Annotated in this window: 14 protein-coding genes; 9 read left to right on the top strand and 5 right to left on the bottom strand. The window is 43.6% G+C overall.

The window, feature by feature from the left end; translation table 11 throughout:
* The first annotated feature begins 267 nt into the window (after positions 1 to 267).
* Both R7E51_RS09165 and R7E51_RS09160 read left to right on the top strand, forming a co-directional pair.
* Positions 268 to 1,809, top strand: coding sequence for a sensor domain-containing diguanylate cyclase (locus R7E51_RS09165; protein WP_005377686.1), 1,542 nt, complete (start codon positions 268 to 270; stop codon positions 1,807 to 1,809).
* A gap of 82 nt (positions 1,810 to 1,891) precedes the next feature.
* Positions 1,892 to 2,422, top strand: coding sequence for a 3'-5' exonuclease (locus R7E51_RS09160; RefSeq protein WP_017820643.1), 531 nt, complete (start codon positions 1,892 to 1,894; stop codon positions 2,420 to 2,422).
* A 241-nt stretch (positions 2,423 to 2,663) separates the two neighbouring features.
* Here the strand turns inward: R7E51_RS09160 and R7E51_RS09155 are convergent, their stop codons facing one another.
* From R7E51_RS09155 to R7E51_RS09145, 3 genes are all read right to left on the bottom strand, one after another.
* Entirely contained in the window at positions 2,664 to 3,104 is a 441-nt protein-coding gene (locus tag R7E51_RS09155; RefSeq protein WP_017820644.1) for a tellurite resistance TerB family protein, read from the bottom strand.
* A 189-nt stretch (positions 3,105 to 3,293) separates the two neighbouring features.
* Entirely contained in the window at positions 3,294 to 5,234 is a 1,941-nt protein-coding gene (locus R7E51_RS09150; RefSeq protein WP_017634943.1) for an alkaline phosphatase D family protein, read from the bottom strand.
* Positions 5,235 to 5,243: 9 nt separating this feature from the next.
* Positions 5,244 to 5,588: a hypothetical protein gene (locus tag R7E51_RS09145; RefSeq protein WP_017820645.1), complete on the bottom strand. Its 345-nt coding sequence runs from the start codon at positions 5,586 to 5,588 to the stop codon at positions 5,244 to 5,246.
* A gap of 235 nt (positions 5,589 to 5,823) precedes the next feature.
* Here R7E51_RS09145 and R7E51_RS09140 point away from each other — a divergent pair, with 235 nt between their 5' ends.
* Both R7E51_RS09140 and R7E51_RS09135 read left to right on the top strand, forming a co-directional pair.
* Complete coding sequence (locus R7E51_RS09140; protein ID WP_206958016.1) at positions 5,824 to 7,128, top strand: MipA/OmpV family protein; 1,305 nt, start codon at positions 5,824 to 5,826, stop codon at positions 7,126 to 7,128.
* Between the two features lie 65 nt (positions 7,129 to 7,193).
* Positions 7,194 to 7,580, top strand: a complete 387-nt coding sequence (locus tag R7E51_RS09135; protein WP_017820647.1) for a hypothetical protein — start codon at positions 7,194 to 7,196, stop codon at positions 7,578 to 7,580.
* Positions 7,581 to 7,674: 94 nt separating this feature from the next.
* On the opposite strand, the gene R7E51_RS09130 is transcribed toward R7E51_RS09135, so the two are convergent.
* Positions 7,675 to 8,259 carry an FMN-dependent NADH-azoreductase gene (locus R7E51_RS09130; RefSeq protein WP_017820648.1) on the bottom strand — a complete coding sequence of 195 codons (585 nt, stop codon included), beginning with the start codon at positions 8,257 to 8,259 and terminating at the stop codon, positions 7,675 to 7,677.
* Positions 8,260 to 8,444: 185 nt separating this feature from the next.
* On the opposite strand from R7E51_RS09130, the gene hrpA reads away from it, so the two are divergent.
* The 5 genes from hrpA to R7E51_RS09105 all read left to right on the top strand — a co-directional run bounded on the left by hrpA (position 8,445) and on the right by R7E51_RS09105 (position 16,267).
* Positions 8,445 to 12,431: an ATP-dependent RNA helicase HrpA gene (gene hrpA, locus R7E51_RS09125; RefSeq protein ID WP_206958013.1), complete on the top strand. Its 3,987-nt coding sequence runs from the start codon at positions 8,445 to 8,447 to the stop codon at positions 12,429 to 12,431.
* A gap of 182 nt (positions 12,432 to 12,613) precedes the next feature.
* Positions 12,614 to 13,093 (top strand): outer membrane beta-barrel protein, encoded by a 480-nt coding sequence (locus R7E51_RS09120; protein WP_021033871.1) that lies wholly within the window; start codon positions 12,614 to 12,616, stop codon positions 13,091 to 13,093.
* 199 nt (positions 13,094 to 13,292) lie between these two features.
* Positions 13,293 to 13,808 (top strand): outer membrane beta-barrel protein, encoded by a 516-nt coding sequence (locus R7E51_RS09115; RefSeq protein ID WP_005377661.1) that lies wholly within the window; start codon positions 13,293 to 13,295, stop codon positions 13,806 to 13,808.
* 362 nt (positions 13,809 to 14,170) lie between these two features.
* Complete coding sequence (locus R7E51_RS09110) at positions 14,171 to 15,751, top strand: BCCT family transporter (protein WP_206958011.1); 1,581 nt, start codon at positions 14,171 to 14,173, stop codon at positions 15,749 to 15,751.
* A 126-nt stretch (positions 15,752 to 15,877) separates the two neighbouring features.
* Positions 15,878 to 16,267, top strand: a complete 390-nt coding sequence (locus R7E51_RS09105) for an ATP-binding protein (RefSeq protein ID WP_005377656.1) — start codon at positions 15,878 to 15,880, stop codon at positions 16,265 to 16,267.
* 19 nt (positions 16,268 to 16,286) lie between these two features.
* Here the strand turns inward: R7E51_RS09105 and R7E51_RS09100 are convergent, their stop codons facing one another.
* On the bottom strand, positions 16,287 to 16,925 hold the full coding sequence (locus tag R7E51_RS09100; protein ID WP_206958010.1) for a sugar transferase: 639 nt from the start codon (positions 16,923 to 16,925) through the stop codon (positions 16,287 to 16,289).
* Between the last annotated feature and the right edge of the window lie 2 nt (positions 16,926 to 16,927).

Below are 16,927 nucleotides of genomic sequence, written 5' to 3'. Positions count from 1 at the left end.
TTATTGGTGCTCAGTATTGGCTCATATTTGTTCACTAAAACGATCGTCTTTGCGATCTTGCACCAAGTTTAGACATTAAAATGATGACGGATGGTAGCATATTCAAGGCTTAAGGCTGTAATAATTCGTGACTATACCGTACGAACAGCGTGAAAAATCGACGATCAGACTCCCCAATATAGGTTGTTGCTTGATGTTTGTGCATTGCTAACGCAGTATTTCAATAGATCCCGAAGTTTAACTTACGGAAGTATCAAAAATTACGATATGACACAAAGCACCGCTCATAAGAGCTTTATAAAACGACATTCAGACTCTATTTTAGCTTTTTTGGCGACTTTATGTGTCACTGCTGGTGTAGTAGGTGCTGCTTATACAATGCAGCAACGGTATACACAGACGACGTTTGATACTTTAGCCGACCGACAAGCAGAATCACTTAAAGCAAACGTCGAGAATGATCTAAAGTTCATTGGTGCGGGCGCAAACTTTTTCCATTCGATTGAGCGAAGCTATTGGCCATCGTTTCCCATGTATGCGGAACAAGTGATTAATAGCTCGCGAAGTCTCATTGGACTTCAATGGATGCAAAAGGTCGAATTCGAAGATCTTGATGAACATATTTTAAAGACCCGTCAAAAATTTCCAAACTTCCAACCGTTTACCGTTCCTAAAGATGGTCCCAAAACCTACGGGTACATTTTTGAACACAATGAGCCAATTTTTATCGCGTCGGATATCTACCCAAGAACACCGGAAAACCTTTCTCTATTGGGTTTCTATTTTTCGCGCAAACGCTTCGATTTAATCTTGGATGATATTTCCGAAAATGGGCGAGCGAATGTCTCGGATAAAGTTCGCTTACTGCAAGATGGTTATGACAAGTCCATACCTAAGACTGGGTTGCTGGTGTTCCATCCAGTGTTCGACTTCGAGAACAAATATTTATTAGGAGTAGTGACCGGTGTTATCCGAAGTACGGTTTACTTTGAGGATTTGATTACGAAAACCGCGACGGAGCTCGATATGTCGGTGCGCGTAGAAGACTTGGGATTCGACGCAGCAGATGACCCTGTTCTCTTTCAAAGTGCTAGCTGGGATAACATTCGAGGAACCGTTATAAGCCGAACCATTCAACTGCCTAACCGTGAATGGCGTATTGACTTTAAACTTTCTGACGCAGTCTCAGCTTGGGAGCGTTCTATTTTAGCGGGCACGACGCTAGCCGGATTGGTAATCGCCTTTTTGATCAGTTGGATTGTGAATTTACAGTCTCGAGAAAAAGAGCGCTTAGCGGTCATGTTGGAGCTCAAAACCGTTGAATTAAAAAGAATGGCAGAGCGAGACCCTCTAACTCAACTACTGAATCGCCGAGCATTCAACGATCACTTGCTTAATCAGATAAACAAAGGTGTTAACTTCGCCTTGGTTGGTTTTGATATCGACCACTTCAAAGTGATTAATGACAAACACGGCCATTTAGGTGGAGATGAAGCGTTGCAACATGTCACTAAGCTGGTCAGTGCTAATTTAAAACCGGGAGATAAGTTTTACCGCGCTGGTGGTGACGAGTTTTGTATTATTTCTAAAGTCATTGATAGAGCGGTGCTAGAAGCTTACCTAGAAAAGTTACGGAGTGTTGTGGCAAGTACGGCTTTTGATTATGGTGATGCGTCAATCATCTGTACGTTGAGTATCGGTGCGGTTATCCATAAAGAAGAAGATCCTGAGAGCTTGTATCACAAAATGGACAGTCAACTCTATTTGAGTAAAAAAAACGGCCGTAATAATGTGTCGATCGGCGATTAAATGGGCGCACAAATTCGAGTTTTACGCCGTGTTACGATAGAATCGCACGCTTTAAATTTTATGTTAGGAACCAAGGCAAACTATGAACCATAACCGTATTGTATGCTTCGATTTAGAAATGTGTTGCTGGAACGAAAATGGCGTCGGCAGCACGGGTGAAATTATCGAAGTGGGTTTAGCTGAAATAGATTTGTCTAAAGGTGAGATAGTCAAGCGTGCTCAATACTACGTGAAACCAGAACACGATGAAGTGTCTCTGTTTTGCGCTGAGTTAACGGGCATCACACCACTTAAGATTGAAAAACAAGGACGCCCACTAGAAGAAGTGCTTAAATCTATGGTTAAGAACTTCGGTGGTCGCAACAAAATCTTTGCATCTTGGGGGCGAGATGACCTCATTCTTCTAGAAGAGTGTAAGCAAAAAGGTATTGAAGCACCGTTCACAGAGTTCATCAACTTAGCGACACTCTACCGTATTCAAAATCGTCTTAAAGATAAACGTATAGGCCATCGAGCCGCTCAAGAAGCAAAAGGAATAGACTGGGAAGGGCGTCAACACTCTGGCTATGTAGATGCATACAACTTAGCTAAGCTTGCTTTGACCATGTTTTAGTTATTCGAACCTAGCTAGCTTGTAATTAAATTATCATCCAACCATTGTTGTTTTGTCATGCAGTCTGTTTAGTGTGGAAAGAGCTAAACACATACCTTGACCAGTATTTTAATAACAATGTCGTTGGCTTATTGAAAAACGCGCAGAGTGCGCGTTTTTTTATGGCTACAGAAGCGATATCTGTTGTCATCCTAGGGGTAGCTTAGAGTTAGCCAGCGACTTATATACTCATCTCGTCACTTTACTGAGACTGTAACTTCGCTCGAATGAACTCGCTGTGATCAACATAGAGTAGCTCTGCTGTTTTACGGATCACCGCGTCTTCTAGCGGGTCAATTTCGCCGTCTGCGTAAGCGACTTCCCACATGCTTTTGATTAAGTTATAACGAGTTTCTTGAGTCAGTTCTCTTAGTTGAGAGGTAAAGTCGTACAGCGAAGCGGAATCTTTTATTTTCTGTTGCGCTTGCTCTAACAAAGTATTTGATTCTTCTTCATTTAACGAAAGCAGTTTCATCAATAAAGAGCGCTTTGTTTCTTGTTCTCTATCATCGACACTATGGTCTGCACCAGAAACTTCACAAAGCAAACACGCGATAGCCATGTTAGGGGAAAGTGTGTTGGTTTGGCTTAAATCAGAGCCATCAATGAGTTGTTTAAATAATGATGTGAGAGAATTAAACATAATGAACACCGAGCTATTGTTTATTTGGTTAACATGGTAATAAATACGGAAGATCTCAAGGTGCGATACCAAATTTAGCACGCCGTTGACATTTAAGCACGGCCACTTTCTCCCCAAAAAACCTAAACTCCTGAGTTAGTTTAAGGTGACTTGCCTCTTACAAAGGGCAAGTCATTTTGGGATTGATACTCAGCTTTCAGCACGTGTCGGTGGAAAATGAACTTCGTCACCATCACTCGTCAGAATACTAATTTGACTTGGTTTGCCTTCATCATCAAGACGTAGCTCACCAATGGCACTATGGTTAACCAAGCGATAAAAGTTGTGCGTACTTGGTGCGCGTTTGTAAATCTTGAGTCGTTTACGTTTTGTGAACCAGTTTAAAGGTGAGCGAGGGCTGTATAGCAGTCTATCTAGGCCATCACAAATATTGAGCAGTTGTGTAGGGAACTGATTTTTAATTCCACTACAGGTGATTTGATAGATATTCGGACTGTTTTTTCGATAGCGGAGCTTAATATCGTATGCAAAAGAGTAGTGTACGTCGCCAGAGAGAATAACAAAGTTAGTTGGTGTCTTTGTGTGTGTGAAAATACTAATAAGAGTATTCGCACTTCCGGGGTGAGCCATCCAGTTTTCAGCATCAACCATCAATGGTTTACCAAGCATGGTCACCACACGTTGTAGTGCTTCGATAAATTTCACACCAAACATTGGCGCGGCAGAAACAATAACAACTTTGTCTTGGTGCACGAGTTCTTGGTGGAACTCAATCATCGCTTCCCAGTCCATTAAGCCAGAAGGTTTGTTCATTTTAGACTCAGAACGCCAGCGTCTGGTTCGTGTATCTAGCACGACAACTTTTGGTGTCGTAGGAATGGTGTAGTGCCAATTCTCAAAGCGATACAAATATTGAATAAATGCATCTTGGGTTTGCGAGGTTCGCTCATCGATAAAGCGTTGAGCGAGGCTCATAAATTCATCATTGAATTTTTCTGGCGCATTTCCCCAACCTTGGCAAAGCCAGTAAGCAATCAAGCTATTACCGATAATGCGTTTTGCAAACGTGTTGCTGTATGCGGCTTGTTCCCAGCCTATGGTGAGATTCCAATCGTCGGTGACATCGTGATCATCAAAGATCATATAGGTTGGAATGTGAGCGAGTAAGCGTTGAACCTTGTCCAGACCTGCGACGAATTTATCAATTTGTTTTTTTTCTTCGCGCCATTGCTGCTGCCATTTCGGTTCAAGAACTTCTCCGCCGACAGTAAATTCGTTTTCTAATAAACGATCCGTTCGAACAAGCTTCCACAAGGTCGGAGACCAAACCAATAAGTACATTGCAAAGCACTCAGCAAAGCTTATTAGGTGATTCTCACACTCTTTGGCGCTGAATATTGGTGTCCCTCGGTGTGGAAAAAACTTACTTAGTAAACTGTCATCACTCACATAATGAGGCAACAATTTATCTCGACCATAATAGCAAGCAGGGTGTTGGTAGAGGTCATTGGTATTTTTTATCGGAGCTTGATCGAATTCTTCGCCTGGCAAACCCAATAAAGCTATGACTTGCTCAATGGCATCGAGAGTGGGGCCTGCAACATGGTCTGCATAGATTTGATCACCACTCATGATGAGCATATCTGGTCTCTCTTCAATGGATTGAGACGCGATTTTATGATCCGCAGCGACCAATGTATCATCACTGAAGTGATGGGGATTACGGCAAGAGCCATGTAAGAGATAATCCGCTTTTTCACTAACGAGGAACTCAATACCCAAGTTTGGCGTATTATCTCGCTCATAAGTCAGGTGAGGGAGCAGTTCCGTCACTAAGCCATATTGCGTTTTTATTTGATAGCGTAACGCTTGATGGGTTGGAAACTCGCCTTCTAATTTAAGTAAGCAACACCACGCATTGAGGCCGATTTGAAGCTGTTCTTTTTGTTCACTTAAAGGGGCTTGATAAAGGATGGAGGCATTTTCATCCGTAATTTGCACCATACCCTCCAAGCGTTGGGTGGTGACTAGCCAAATATTGATTTCAGTTGCGGTCACTTTACGTAGGATCGGACCTGCAACGACAAGAGGAAGTGAAGAAATTTCAGTCGTGTTCATCAATGCTGGCAAAACGGCTCCTTATGTGTCAGCTTCTTCTTCTAATATTTCGATAACTTGCGAGCTACTAAGTTCATGTCCCATAAGGAACAAACCAAGCATCGCATCGGCTTTTGACGCGTTATCACTGTCTTCATCCAAAATTTGCTGAAGCCGAGTTCTAATTAGGTCGATTTCGTGTTCGACGAAGCCACGCCCTTCTTCGTCACCTTGACCATCTTCTGGTGCATTATCAAAGTGCAAAAACAACATGTCACCATCGAGTTGAGTCCCTATCAACCTCTCTGGCAGCCATGCTTCTCCCATCACAATGTCTGTGTCTGCGGGTAAATGATTCAAGGTAGAGATGAGTTCTGATGCTTTCACTTTTTACTTCATTATGTTTGATTTAGAACTAAGCTAGAGTTTAAGCGCTTGTTGTAATGGTAAAATATTCGCAAACAAGCTCACCTAGTCGTGCAATATTAATATGATCTTGGGACTCAAACTGTCACGAGGATGACAACATTTGCCATTGTAACGGCTATCATCAGCAGAACATAAGCTTTTAATGGCAAATCATTGATGTTTGCCTGCTTCTCAACCAACATTTTTCGAACTCATGAAGAGATTAATTCTAACAACACTCGCTTTACCTTTAGCTGCGGTAGTTTCTTCTGCGCATGGTGCAGAAGAACAAACGTGGGGGATTGCTGCGATGTATCGCACAGCATCGATTCCGTTTTATACCGCCGATAATGACTCTACGGTGAGTACATTTGTCCCAATGATGTTCTTTGAAAACGAACATGTGTATATCAATGGCATTGAAGGTGGCGCGTTTTTGTATAACGAGAGTGATTCCGACTGGCGCGCGAGCGCACTCATGCGATTGAGATTTGTCGATATTCCCATGTCGCTACAAAATGCTAATGAAGGGGACAGAGTCGATTTCGGTGGGCAAGTGCGTTATAGCATTAACGACAATTGGCGCGCAGAAGTAGAGCTGATGACGGACGACGAACTCCAGTTTCACTCTAATTACCGCCTTGCTGCCAATTATGTATTTGGGGATTGGGAATTAGAGCCATCGATTACGATTCGATACAAAGACGCTGATTTCAATAGTGAATATTATTCCTTTAAGGATATTACTGGCGAGAGAATTGGAGCTGGACTTGACACCAATCTTGGTATTAAGGCGCGTTACCATGTAACTTCAAATTTGTATTTACTGGGTGAGACGAGTGTTACTCGCTTAGATGATAACGCCTACAACAGTCAGCTTGTAGAAGATCGATATCAGGGAGAAGTGTTTGTCGGTTTTGGCTTTTTCAACGATAAAAGCAAAGTTCCGAAACCGACACTGAGCAATAAAGCATATCTACGTATTGCGCATGGTTGGGCGACGCCTTCGAACATCGGTGAAATATTTAGCTTTGAGAGAGAAAAAGACCCATACGACAATCAACTTACTTCATTGTTTTATGGGCATCCATTAACGGATGAGCTGTTTGGTTTTCCTCTTGATATTTATTTAACGCCAGGGTTGGTTCATCACTGGTCGTCCAGTGTTCAGTCTGCGAGCACAGAATACGTCATGGCGATTAAGGCTTATTATACGGTTAATTGGCCTACGACTTGGCGATTTGGTGTAGCGGAAGGTGTGTCATACATTGATAGCATTACCTATATTGAAGGCACAGAAATGGAAGACAAGGGTTATACACCAAGCAAGTTGCTCAACTACCTAGATTTCTCGTTTGATGTCAATGTAGGCGATCTCTTCAACCAAAAGAGCTGGAACAATATGTGGGTGGGCTATTCATTGCATCACCGCTCGGCGATTTTTGAAAGCGCTTCCCAGTTTGGGCGAATTAAAGGTGGGAGCAACTACAATACTATTTATTTCCAGTTCGAGTTTTAGCGCATCGCGAGATGCATATAGGTCGGATTTGCAACTGACTTATTTATCGCCCATTATGAGTAAAGATGAATAATACTATGCTGCTTTCAACGAGAAATTTCGTATATCGTGCCAGAGTTAAGGCTGTTTGTGATGCATCTGATGAATCGGATGGCATGAGCACCATGAGTATCGACTCCTCATTCAATATTCAAATTGAAGCGATAAATTGTACTAACTATGAATTTGCTAAACGCTTTTTTGCCATTCACGGAGAAGGGCATTTGGAGGGAGATGAATGGTTGGTGTTGTACGTCAACTCTCTTGACGTTAAGGCGGGAGACAATATAGAAATCCGTAGCGATGTCGCGTTTAATGCGATGATCGAGAATATGATAAGCGAAGCTGAGCGGTCTTTAGAAAAAGTCTACCTTGATGCAATACGCAACTTGGAGAAAGTGAATCGTCTTTGACGATGTAAGAGACCCTATAAATACGTTCAAGGCATCAGGATCCAAAAAGGGATTGGCGCGAACCAATCCCTTTTGTATTCTGGTTTATTCTAACTTACGCCATTGTTGCAAGTTGGCTTTGCGCTTCTGAAATGCCTTTTGCAGCCGCATCTTCACCCATGTTTAGCGCTTCTGCGTAAACAAATTCTACATCAGTGATTCCTACAAAACCCAGTACAGTGCGTAGGTATGGCGTAACGTTGTCAGTTGGTGAATCTTTATGAATACCACCACGAGTCGTTACTACAATCGCCTTTTTACCTTCAATCAAACCTTGAACGCCGTTTTCTGTGTATTTGAATGTCACGCCTGCACGAGCAATCAAATCAATCCAGTTTTTAAGCTGAGTCGGGATGGTGAAGTTGTACATTGGAGCGGCAATAACCAAAGTGTCTGCGGCCTTTACTTCTTCAATAAGGGTGTCAGACAAGTCGACCACCGCTTGCTGTTCTTGTGAAAGATCTTCCGTAGCGCGCAGTGCAGTCGCAACGGCGAAGTCCAAAACAGGTAGCGGGTTTGCAGCCAAATCACGAACAGTAAGCTTGTCTTGGTCTACATTTTTGATGAAGTTTTCAACCAATTTGTTTGATTGAGAGTAATCGCCAAGGATGCTTGATTTTAGAGCTAGTACACGAGACATAATGGTTATTCCTTAAATAAGTGCTTTCGACTATGGGAGCCATTATAAGCAACGTAAGTGAGTTCAAAAGTCTAGCGATTCGCTGAACATGTTCGAAAAAATTGAATGAGCTTTCGGTTATCTTGTTACAGATCTTGTGTGATACAATCCGCGCAGTTTTTGTAATGAAAAGAATAGGAAACGCTTTGACTTCGTCACAGCCCCCAAAAAAGAATCTAGCTGAAGAGCAAGCGACACCGTCAAATGGTGCGCAAAAAGCGACAGCGAAACAAGCTCAAACACCTCAGGCTCAAGTGAATAGTGCTGCATCTCTGCGTAAAGCGCTGAATCAGTGCATGATGCGCGACCGTTTCCGCTTGAGTAAACGTATTTCTGGTGCAAGCAAAATTAAGAAGGACGCAGCGCGTAATGCTGTGTTCGACGAAATCGCATTAGACATCGCAAAATCCATGATGGTTGCAGAGCAGCGCAGCAACTACAAACCAACGATTGAATACCCAGAAATCCTACCTGTAAGCCAAAAACGCGACGATATTGCGAAAGCGATCGAAGAAAACCAAGTGGTTATCGTCGCGGGTGAAACCGGTTCTGGTAAAACCACTCAGCTACCAAAAATCTGTGCTGAGCTTGGTCGCGGTAAATTTGGTCTGATTGGTCATACTCAGCCTCGTCGTCTTGCAGCGCGTTCGGTTGCTAACCGTATTGCCGAAGAGATGGAAACCAAGCTTGGTGAGTTTGTTGGTTACAAGGTTCGATTCAACGATCAGATCTCTGAAAATACCCAAATCAAATTGATGACGGACGGTATCTTGTTGGCTGAAATTCAGCATGACCGTTTCTTGAATCAATACGACACCATCATTATCGATGAAGCGCACGAGCGCAGCCTCAACATCGATTTCATCTTGGGTTACTTGAAAGAGTTGCTGCCACGTCGTCCTGATTTGAAAGTGATCATCACGTCAGCAACCATCGACCCAGAACGCTTCTCAAAACACTTCAACAATGCACCAATCATTGAAGTATCGGGTCGTACTTACCCAGTAGAAACACGTTACCGCCCACTAAGCGGTGATGACGACAATGATCGTGACCAGCTTGAAGGCATCTTCGAAGCGGTAGATGAACTGTGCGATGAAGGTTTAGGTGACATCCTGATTTTCATGAACGGTGAACGTGAAATCCGTGATACCGCAGATGCATTGTCCAAACGTAATCTGAAGAGCACGGAAATTGTGCCGCTTTACGCGCGTTTGTCGGCAGGTGAGCAGAATAAGATTTTCCAACCTCACACTGGTCGCCGAATTGTACTGGCAACCAACGTGGCAGAAACCTCGCTAACTGTTCCGGGCATTAAGTACGTTATCGACCCGGGTACGGCGCGTATCAGTCGATACAGTTACCGTACTAAGGTTCAGCGTCTTCCAATCGAGCCAGTTTCTCAGGCGAGTGCGAACCAGCGTAAAGGTCGTTGTGGTCGTGTGGAAGAGGGTATCTGTATTCGTCTGTACTCAGAGGAAGATTTTGAGTCGCGCCCAGAGTTTACTGATCCTGAAATCCTGCGTACCAACCTAGCGTCGGTTATCTTGCAAATGACGGCACTTGGTTTGGGTGATATTCAAGCGTTTCCGTTTGTGGAAGCACCGGATAAACGTAACATCCAAGACGGCGTGCGTTTGCTGGAAGAGCTTGGTGCTATTAACTCTGAGGTAAAAGACCCGAAAAAACGCCTGACTTCCATTGGTCGCCAATTAGCGCGTTTGCCAATCGATCCGCGCTTGGCGCGTATGGTATTGGAAGCGCCAAAATATGGTGCGCTTAAAGAAGTGATGATCATCGCAGCGGCCTTGTCGATTCAAGATCCACGCGAACGTCCTTCAGATAAACAACAATCGTCAGACGATAAGCATCGTCGTTTCTTCCATGAAGAATCGGACTTCCTGACATTTGTGAATTTGTGGGAATACATCCAAAAGCAGCAAAAAGCCCTGTCTAGCAATCAGTTCCGCAAACAGTGTAAGCAAGACTATTTGAACTACTTGCGCGTTCGCGAGTGGCAAGACGTTTACTTCCAAATTCATCAGTCGATGCGTGAAATGGAATTCAAACTTAACGATGAGCCTGCTTCTTACCATGGTGTACACAGTGCGATCTTGGTTGGTTTGCTGTCGCACATCGGTATGAAAGACCAAGAAAAGAATGAATATCAAGGCGCGCGCAATGCTCGTTTCCATATCTTCCCTGCATCGGGTCTATTTAAGAAACAACCTAAGTGGATAATGTCAGCCGAGTTGGTGGAAACCTCGAAACTTTGGGGCCGTATCATCGCAAAGATTCAACCAGAATGGATTGAGCCGTTAGCTAAACACCTTATTAAACGCAGTTACAGCGAACCACATTGGTCGAAGAAACGTGCGGCGGTGATGGCGCACGAGAAAGTCATGCTTTACGGCGTACCAATTGTATCGAAACGCTTGGTCAACTACGGCAGTATCGATTCGACCGTAAGTCGCGAAATCTTCATTCGTAGTGCATTGGTTGAGGGTGAATGGGAAACCAAACACGCGTTCTTTAAGCAAAACCGTAAGCTTCTGCAAGAAGTGGAAGAGCTTGAGCATAAATCTCGTCGTCGTGACATCTTGGTGGATGATGATGAGCTGTTTGATTTCTATGATCAACGCGTTGGCACCGAAGTGGTGTCTGGTAAGCATTTCGATACGTGGTGGAAAAAGGCATCTAAAGAAAATCCGGAACTGCTGAACTTTGAAAAAGAGATGCTGTTCAAGGGTGATGCTAGCCATGTGACCGATTTGGATTACCCGAACTTCTGGCATCAAAATGGTTTGAAGCTCAAATTGAGTTACCAATTTGAACCAGGCGATGATAGTGACGGTGTCACAGTGCATTTGCCGTTGCCGATTTTAAACCAAGTTGAACCAGCGGGCTTTGACTGGCAGATCCCAGGTTTACGCCATGAGCTTGTGGTTAGCTTGATTAAATCGTTGCCAAAGACAATTCGTAAGAACTTTGTGCCTGCGCCGAACTATGCCGATGCATTCTTAGCGCGCGTTACGCCAATGGAAGCTCCGCTGTTAGATTCATTGGAGAAAGAGTTGCGACGCATGACGGGCGTAGAAGTGCTGCGTGAAGACTGGAACTTGGAACAAGTACCTGAGCACTTGAAAGTCACGTTTCGTGCGGTTGATCACCGAAATCGTAAACTGAAGGAAAACAAAGACCTTCATGAACTGAAAGAAAGTTTGAAAGACAAAGTTCAAGAAACGCTTTCCAAAGTTGCGGATGACGATATCGAACAGCAAGGTCTGCATACGTGGAGTTTTGGAGAATTGCCGAAAGTGTATCAACAAAAACGTGGCGGCTACGATGTAAAAGCGTATCCGGCGCTTGTTGATACCAAAGACAGCGTTGAAATCAAACTCTACGAAACGGAGTACGAGCAGATAACGGCAATGCGTGCTGGTCAGCGTCGCCTAATTTTATTGAACGTACCGTCGCCAATTAAATATTTGCACGCCAACTTACCGAACAAATCGAAGCTGGGTCTGTACTTTAATCCATACGGCAAAGTGCTTGATCTGATAGATGACTGCATTGCCTGTGGTGTCGATAAGCTTATTGAAGAGCAGGGTGGTTTAGTTTGGGAGCCAGAGAAGTTCGAAGCGTTGAAAGAACACGTTCGTGCTGAATTGGGTGACACCGTTGTAGAGATTGCTCAACAGGTTGAGACTATTCTGACCACGGCGTTTAGCATCAATAAGAAGCTAAAAGGCAAGATCGACTTCACAATGGCGTTTGCTCTGTCCGATATCAAAGCACAAATTGAAGGCTTGATCTTCAAAGGCTTTGCAACGGAATGTGGCTGGAAACGCTTGCCGGATATTCTTCGCTACATGCGCGCGATAGAGCGTCGTATGGAGAAGTTGCCAATCGATCCAAACAAAGATCGTTTACATATGCTGAAGATTGAATCTGTGACTCAAGACTATAAAGAGTTGCTGAACAAGATCCCGAAAGGTGTGGCCATTCCTGAAAATGTAAAAGAAGTGCGTTGGATGATTGAAGAGCTTCGCGTGAGTTATTTTGCTCAACAATTAGGCACTCCTTATCCTGTTTCTGATAAACGAGTCAAAAACGCGATTGATGCTTGCTAATCAACCAGTAAAATAGTGTCAGGTTTGTAATTATCGCTTAAGAAGTTGCTGGTACACTAATTGCTAGTAACTCAATAAGCATTATTTTTTAGTTCTGGGAGGCAATAGTTCGCCTCCCTTTATTTGTAGTACCAACGACTGAGTTATGCAGACGTGGGAATAATAAAGAGTAAAGGTAGATGATGAAAAAAACTCTATTAGCAGTGGCGCTACTTGGCGCATCTTCTGCGGCAATGGCGGATTCTTGGATTTACGGTGGTGCAACAGTAGGTCAGTCTGACTACAAAGGTGAGACAGACACATCATACTCTGTTCACGTTGGTACAGGCATTCTACCTATCATTGGTGTTGAAGCTGGTGTAACACAACACGGTGAATTTAACGTAAATGGTCAAGACACTAAGCTAACTTCTTACTACGCAGCACTTAAGCCAAGCATCGACTTCGGTCCGCTACACGTGTACGCAAAAGGTGGTTTCCATCAGTGGGACAAAAAAGTGAAAGGCGGCAAAGACGATGACGATTTGGACCTAATGTACGGTGTGGGTGCTGAGTACTTCATTTTTGGCCCGATGTCTGTTGGTGCTAGCTACATGAACTACACTGCTGGTAAAGACGATATCAGCACGTTCTCTGTTAACGCAACACTACATTTCCTATAAGCGTCAAGCTTTCTAACACCATATGAAACACACCGGCTTTATGTCGGTGTTTTTTTGTCTGGAAGTCACAAAACAAAAGTTGAACATAAATTATTCACTTTTAGAGTCTTAAAATGCCTATGCTTTCCAATATATAGTGGCGATTAAATGCGCATGTTTGCGTAATGTTTCGCTTAGGAATCGATCAGGAAGGGATAGTATGAAAAAAACACTCTCGTTATTCGCTCTAACGTTGTGCTCAACGTCAGCAATGGCTGACTCTTGGATTTACGCTGGTGGCCAAATTGGTCAGTCCGATATCGACAGCGAAAATGATACAACCTACGGTATTCATGTCGGTACTGGTATTTTGCCGTTCATTGGCATTGAAGCAGGCTACTTTAATCACGGCAAAGTGGATTTATCTTTGAGTGGCAGCAGGGGTAGTGCTGATTTTGATTCATTCTATTTAGCGGCGAAACCTAGTATCGACTTCGGCCCGTTACACGTTTACGCAAAAGGCGGCATCAATGCATTCAACGTTGATTATGACGGTGGACTTAGAAACTTAGACAAAGATGATGGCGTCTCTTACATGTATGGTGTTGGTGCCGAATACTTCTTGCTTGACAATGTGTCTGTGGGCGCTAGTTATCAAGCGTTTGGCGTGGATATTGAAGGCGATAGCGATACCGTTAGCAGCGTAACAGGGAACATCACCTTCCATTTCTTATAACGCTCGCTGGATGAAAGGTTTGCTGATTTGGTTTCGTCGTTAATTGTGAAACCAAATCATCGCAGGTCTTCTCTATTTGCGCAGTGACTGGCTATGAACTTAAGTATTTCTTGTGCCTTTTCTAGTCTACAACCTACGACAAAATCAATCGTTAGACCTCATAATTTTTGTGTTGATATTATTTCCCCTTCACCTGTCTCGAATTGAGCTTAAAATGCAATAAATCACGACTTTTTGCAAAAATATGTGATTGCTGCTAAAATTCGTCCCGCCTTAAAACTTTAGAGTTCAAATTAATGGAGGGCGGTATTGGAGTTCTTCTCACCTGAGGGGCGTTTCAAATTCACGTTAAATTTGTATTTATGGATAATGCATTTAAAAAATATAGTATTGATACAACCGATTATCAGGTTGGACAGGATAACGTTCAAAAGTGGGGATTCGATATACATAATCCGGTTTTTGGCATTAGTGCGGGGCTCGTTGTTTTCTGTCTGATTTCACTTCTTCTTGTTGAGCCAACCACTGCTCGTGACGTATTAAACGGTCTAAAAAACGGAATTATCGAACAGTTTGATGCGTTTTTTATGTGGTCGACAAACTTCTTCTTATTGTTCGCCGTTGCTCTTCTTTTTTCTCCGCTAGGTAAAATCCGCTTAGGAGGCAAAGAAGCAACGCCGGATCACTCAACCGTTTCTTGGTTGTCGATGCTTTTCGCCGCGGGTATGGGTATTGGTCTTCTGTTCTGGAGTGTGGCGGAGCCGACCGCGTACTTCACTGATTGGTGGGGAATGCCACTGAACGCAGTGCCATACACAGAAGAAGCGAAATCTCTCGCGATGGGTGCCACCATGTTCCACTGGGGTGTACATGGTTGGAGTATTTACGCACTCGTTGCACTAGCATTAGCGTTTTTTGCCTTTAACAAAGGTTTACCACTTTCATTGCGCGCGGCGTTCTATCCAATTTTTGGTGACCGTGCATGGGGTTGGTTAGGTCACGTTATTGATATCCTTGCCGTTTTGTCGACGCTATTTGGTCTTGCAACGTCGCTAGGTCTAGGTGCTCAGCAGGCGACCAGTGGTATTAACCATGTCTTTGGGCTAGAAGGCGGCATTGGTACACAAATGATTGTGATCACCTTCGTTACCTTTATCGCGGTGTTATCAGTGATTCGTGGTATTGATGGTGGTGTTAAGCTACTGAGTAACGTCAATATGGTGGTTGCGTTTGCGCTGCTTATTTTCATTACCGTAATCACGTTTGATACGGCGTGGAGCTCGCTACGCGACACAACAATGGCTTACATTGAAAATATTATTCCATTGAGTAACCCTCACGGTCGTGAAGATGAAACTTGGATGCACGGCTGGACGGTATTCTACTGGGCTTGGTGGGTATCTTGGTCACCGTTTGTTGGTATGTTTATCGCGCGTGTGTCTAAAGGTCGTACGGTTCGAGAATTCTTATTCGCAGTCATCGTTATTCCTACAGTTGTTACTTTGATTTGGATGTCTGTGTTTGGTGGTATCGCGCTTGACCAAGTGGTGAATAAAATTGGTGAGCTAGGTGCAAATGGCCTAACTGATATTTCATTGACTCTGTTCCATGTTTACGATGCGCTTCCGTATAGCTCAGTGATTTCAATGCTTTCTATCGTGCTGATTCTGGTATTCTTTATTACATCGTCAGACTCTGGCTCGCTGGTTATCGATAGTATTACCGCCGGTGGTAAGATTGATGCACCAGTACCGCAACGCATTTTCTGGGCGTGTATTGAAGGCGCAATTGCAGCCGTAATGCTTTGGGTTGGTGGTAAAGAAGCCTTGCAAGCATTGCAATCAGGCGTTGTTGCAACAGGGTTACCGTTTACTTTTGTTCTGCTGTTGATGTGCGTAAGTTTGGTGAAAGGGTTAAGAACAGAACTGCCAGCTTACAAATAAATACAACACGATCCATGATTGAGTTTAAATGCCGAGCCTAATGTGCTCGGCATTTTTTATTTCTACTTTTCTTTTCCAATAATTTCGTTACAGTTTAGGCTTATTCCCACCTCATTAAACTGCATTATGTCACTGGCTAAACTCATTCTTATTCGTGGACTTCCGGGTTCAGGTAAAACAACCTTAGCAAAACAACTAGCGATAGAGCTTGGTGCTAAGCATTTTGAAGCTGACATGTATTTTGAAAATGATGAAGGTGATTATCACTTTGAACCGGTTCAATTACCTCAAGCGCATGAGTGGTGTTTTCAGCAAACTAGAAAGTGGTTGAACAAAGGGAGAGTCGTGATTGTGAGCAATACGTTTGTTCGACATTGGGAGATGAAGCGTTACATGGACTACTGCATGAAGAAGCGCATCGAGGTGGAAATTAAAGTGTGTCACGGAGCGTATCAAAGCATTCATGACGTGCCACCAGCGACGATAGAAAAGATGCGCCGCCAGTGGCAAGAGTGACCGTTACCAGAACCGGAAGTTATTGACCTCGTCCGTCAATCATCACAACGAATGTTTTGCTCATGATTGAAAGGTCCATTGAAATCCAAGAGTAAAACGAACCTAAGCTTAGTGCGTAACTGTGGTCAAACCCAACTTTGCGTCTTACATCTTCAATGCATGCATCATAGCCTTGGTTAACCTGAGCTAAGCCTGTGATACCCGGTAACACGCCATATGTGCGCTCTACAAAGTAGGGGATTTCATCTTCCAATTTCTGGTAGAAAGCTGGGCGTTCTGGGCGCGGCCCAATCATCGACATTTCACCTCTCAACACATTAAACAGTTGAGGTAGTTCATCTAAACGTGTTTTGCGTAAAAAGCGTCCTACTGGCGTGATGCGGGGATCATTTTCAGTTGCCCATACTGCGCCAGAGCGTTGCTCTGCATCAATATACATGGTGCGAAACTTCATGATTTGAAAAAGATCCATTTTTTCTGGTGTGCAGCGTCCTACTCGCAATTGGCGATAAATCACAGGGCCTTTCGATGTGGTTTTGATCGCTAGCGCGATAAATGGGAAAAGTGGTGCAGTGACGACCAAAATAAGTATTGCAACCAGTACATCAAACGTTCTTTTCGCGTGGCATACATTTGAATCGTAGCGTGAGTTTTTCATGA

Origin of the sequence: Vibrio sp. Vb1166, assembly GCF_033338695.1 — a bacterium.
GTDB lineage: Bacteria > Pseudomonadota > Gammaproteobacteria > Enterobacterales > Vibrionaceae > Vibrio > Vibrio alginolyticus.
This window is presented reverse-complemented; position numbering and strand designations above follow the sequence as displayed.

Bases quoted from the DNA above. Each gene is read 5' to 3' on its own strand.
- R7E51_RS09165 (WP_005377686.1), top strand. From the start codon at position 268: ATGACACAAAGCACCGCTCATAAGAGCTTTATAAAACGACATTCAGAC.
- R7E51_RS09160 (WP_017820643.1), top strand. From the start codon at position 1,892: ATGAACCATAACCGTATTGTATGCTTCGATTTAGAAATGTGTTGCTGG.
- R7E51_RS09155 (WP_017820644.1), bottom strand. From the start codon at position 3,104: ATGTTTAATTCTCTCACATCATTATTTAAACAACTCATTGATGGCTCT.
- R7E51_RS09140 (WP_206958016.1), top strand. From the start codon at position 5,824: ATGAAGAGATTAATTCTAACAACACTCGCTTTACCTTTAGCTGCGGTA.
- R7E51_RS09135 (WP_017820647.1), top strand. From the start codon at position 7,194: ATGAATAATACTATGCTGCTTTCAACGAGAAATTTCGTATATCGTGCC.
- R7E51_RS09130 (WP_017820648.1), bottom strand. From the start codon at position 8,259: ATGTCTCGTGTACTAGCTCTAAAATCAAGCATCCTTGGCGATTACTCT.
- R7E51_RS09120 (WP_021033871.1), top strand. From the start codon at position 12,614: ATGAAAAAAACTCTATTAGCAGTGGCGCTACTTGGCGCATCTTCTGCG.
- R7E51_RS09115 (WP_005377661.1), top strand. From the start codon at position 13,293: ATGAAAAAAACACTCTCGTTATTCGCTCTAACGTTGTGCTCAACGTCA.
- R7E51_RS09110 (WP_206958011.1), top strand. From the start codon at position 14,171: ATGGATAATGCATTTAAAAAATATAGTATTGATACAACCGATTATCAG.
- R7E51_RS09105 (WP_005377656.1), top strand. From the start codon at position 15,878: ATGTCACTGGCTAAACTCATTCTTATTCGTGGACTTCCGGGTTCAGGT.
- R7E51_RS09100 (WP_206958010.1), bottom strand. From the start codon at position 16,925: ATGAAAAACTCACGCTACGATTCAAATGTATGCCACGCGAAAAGAACG.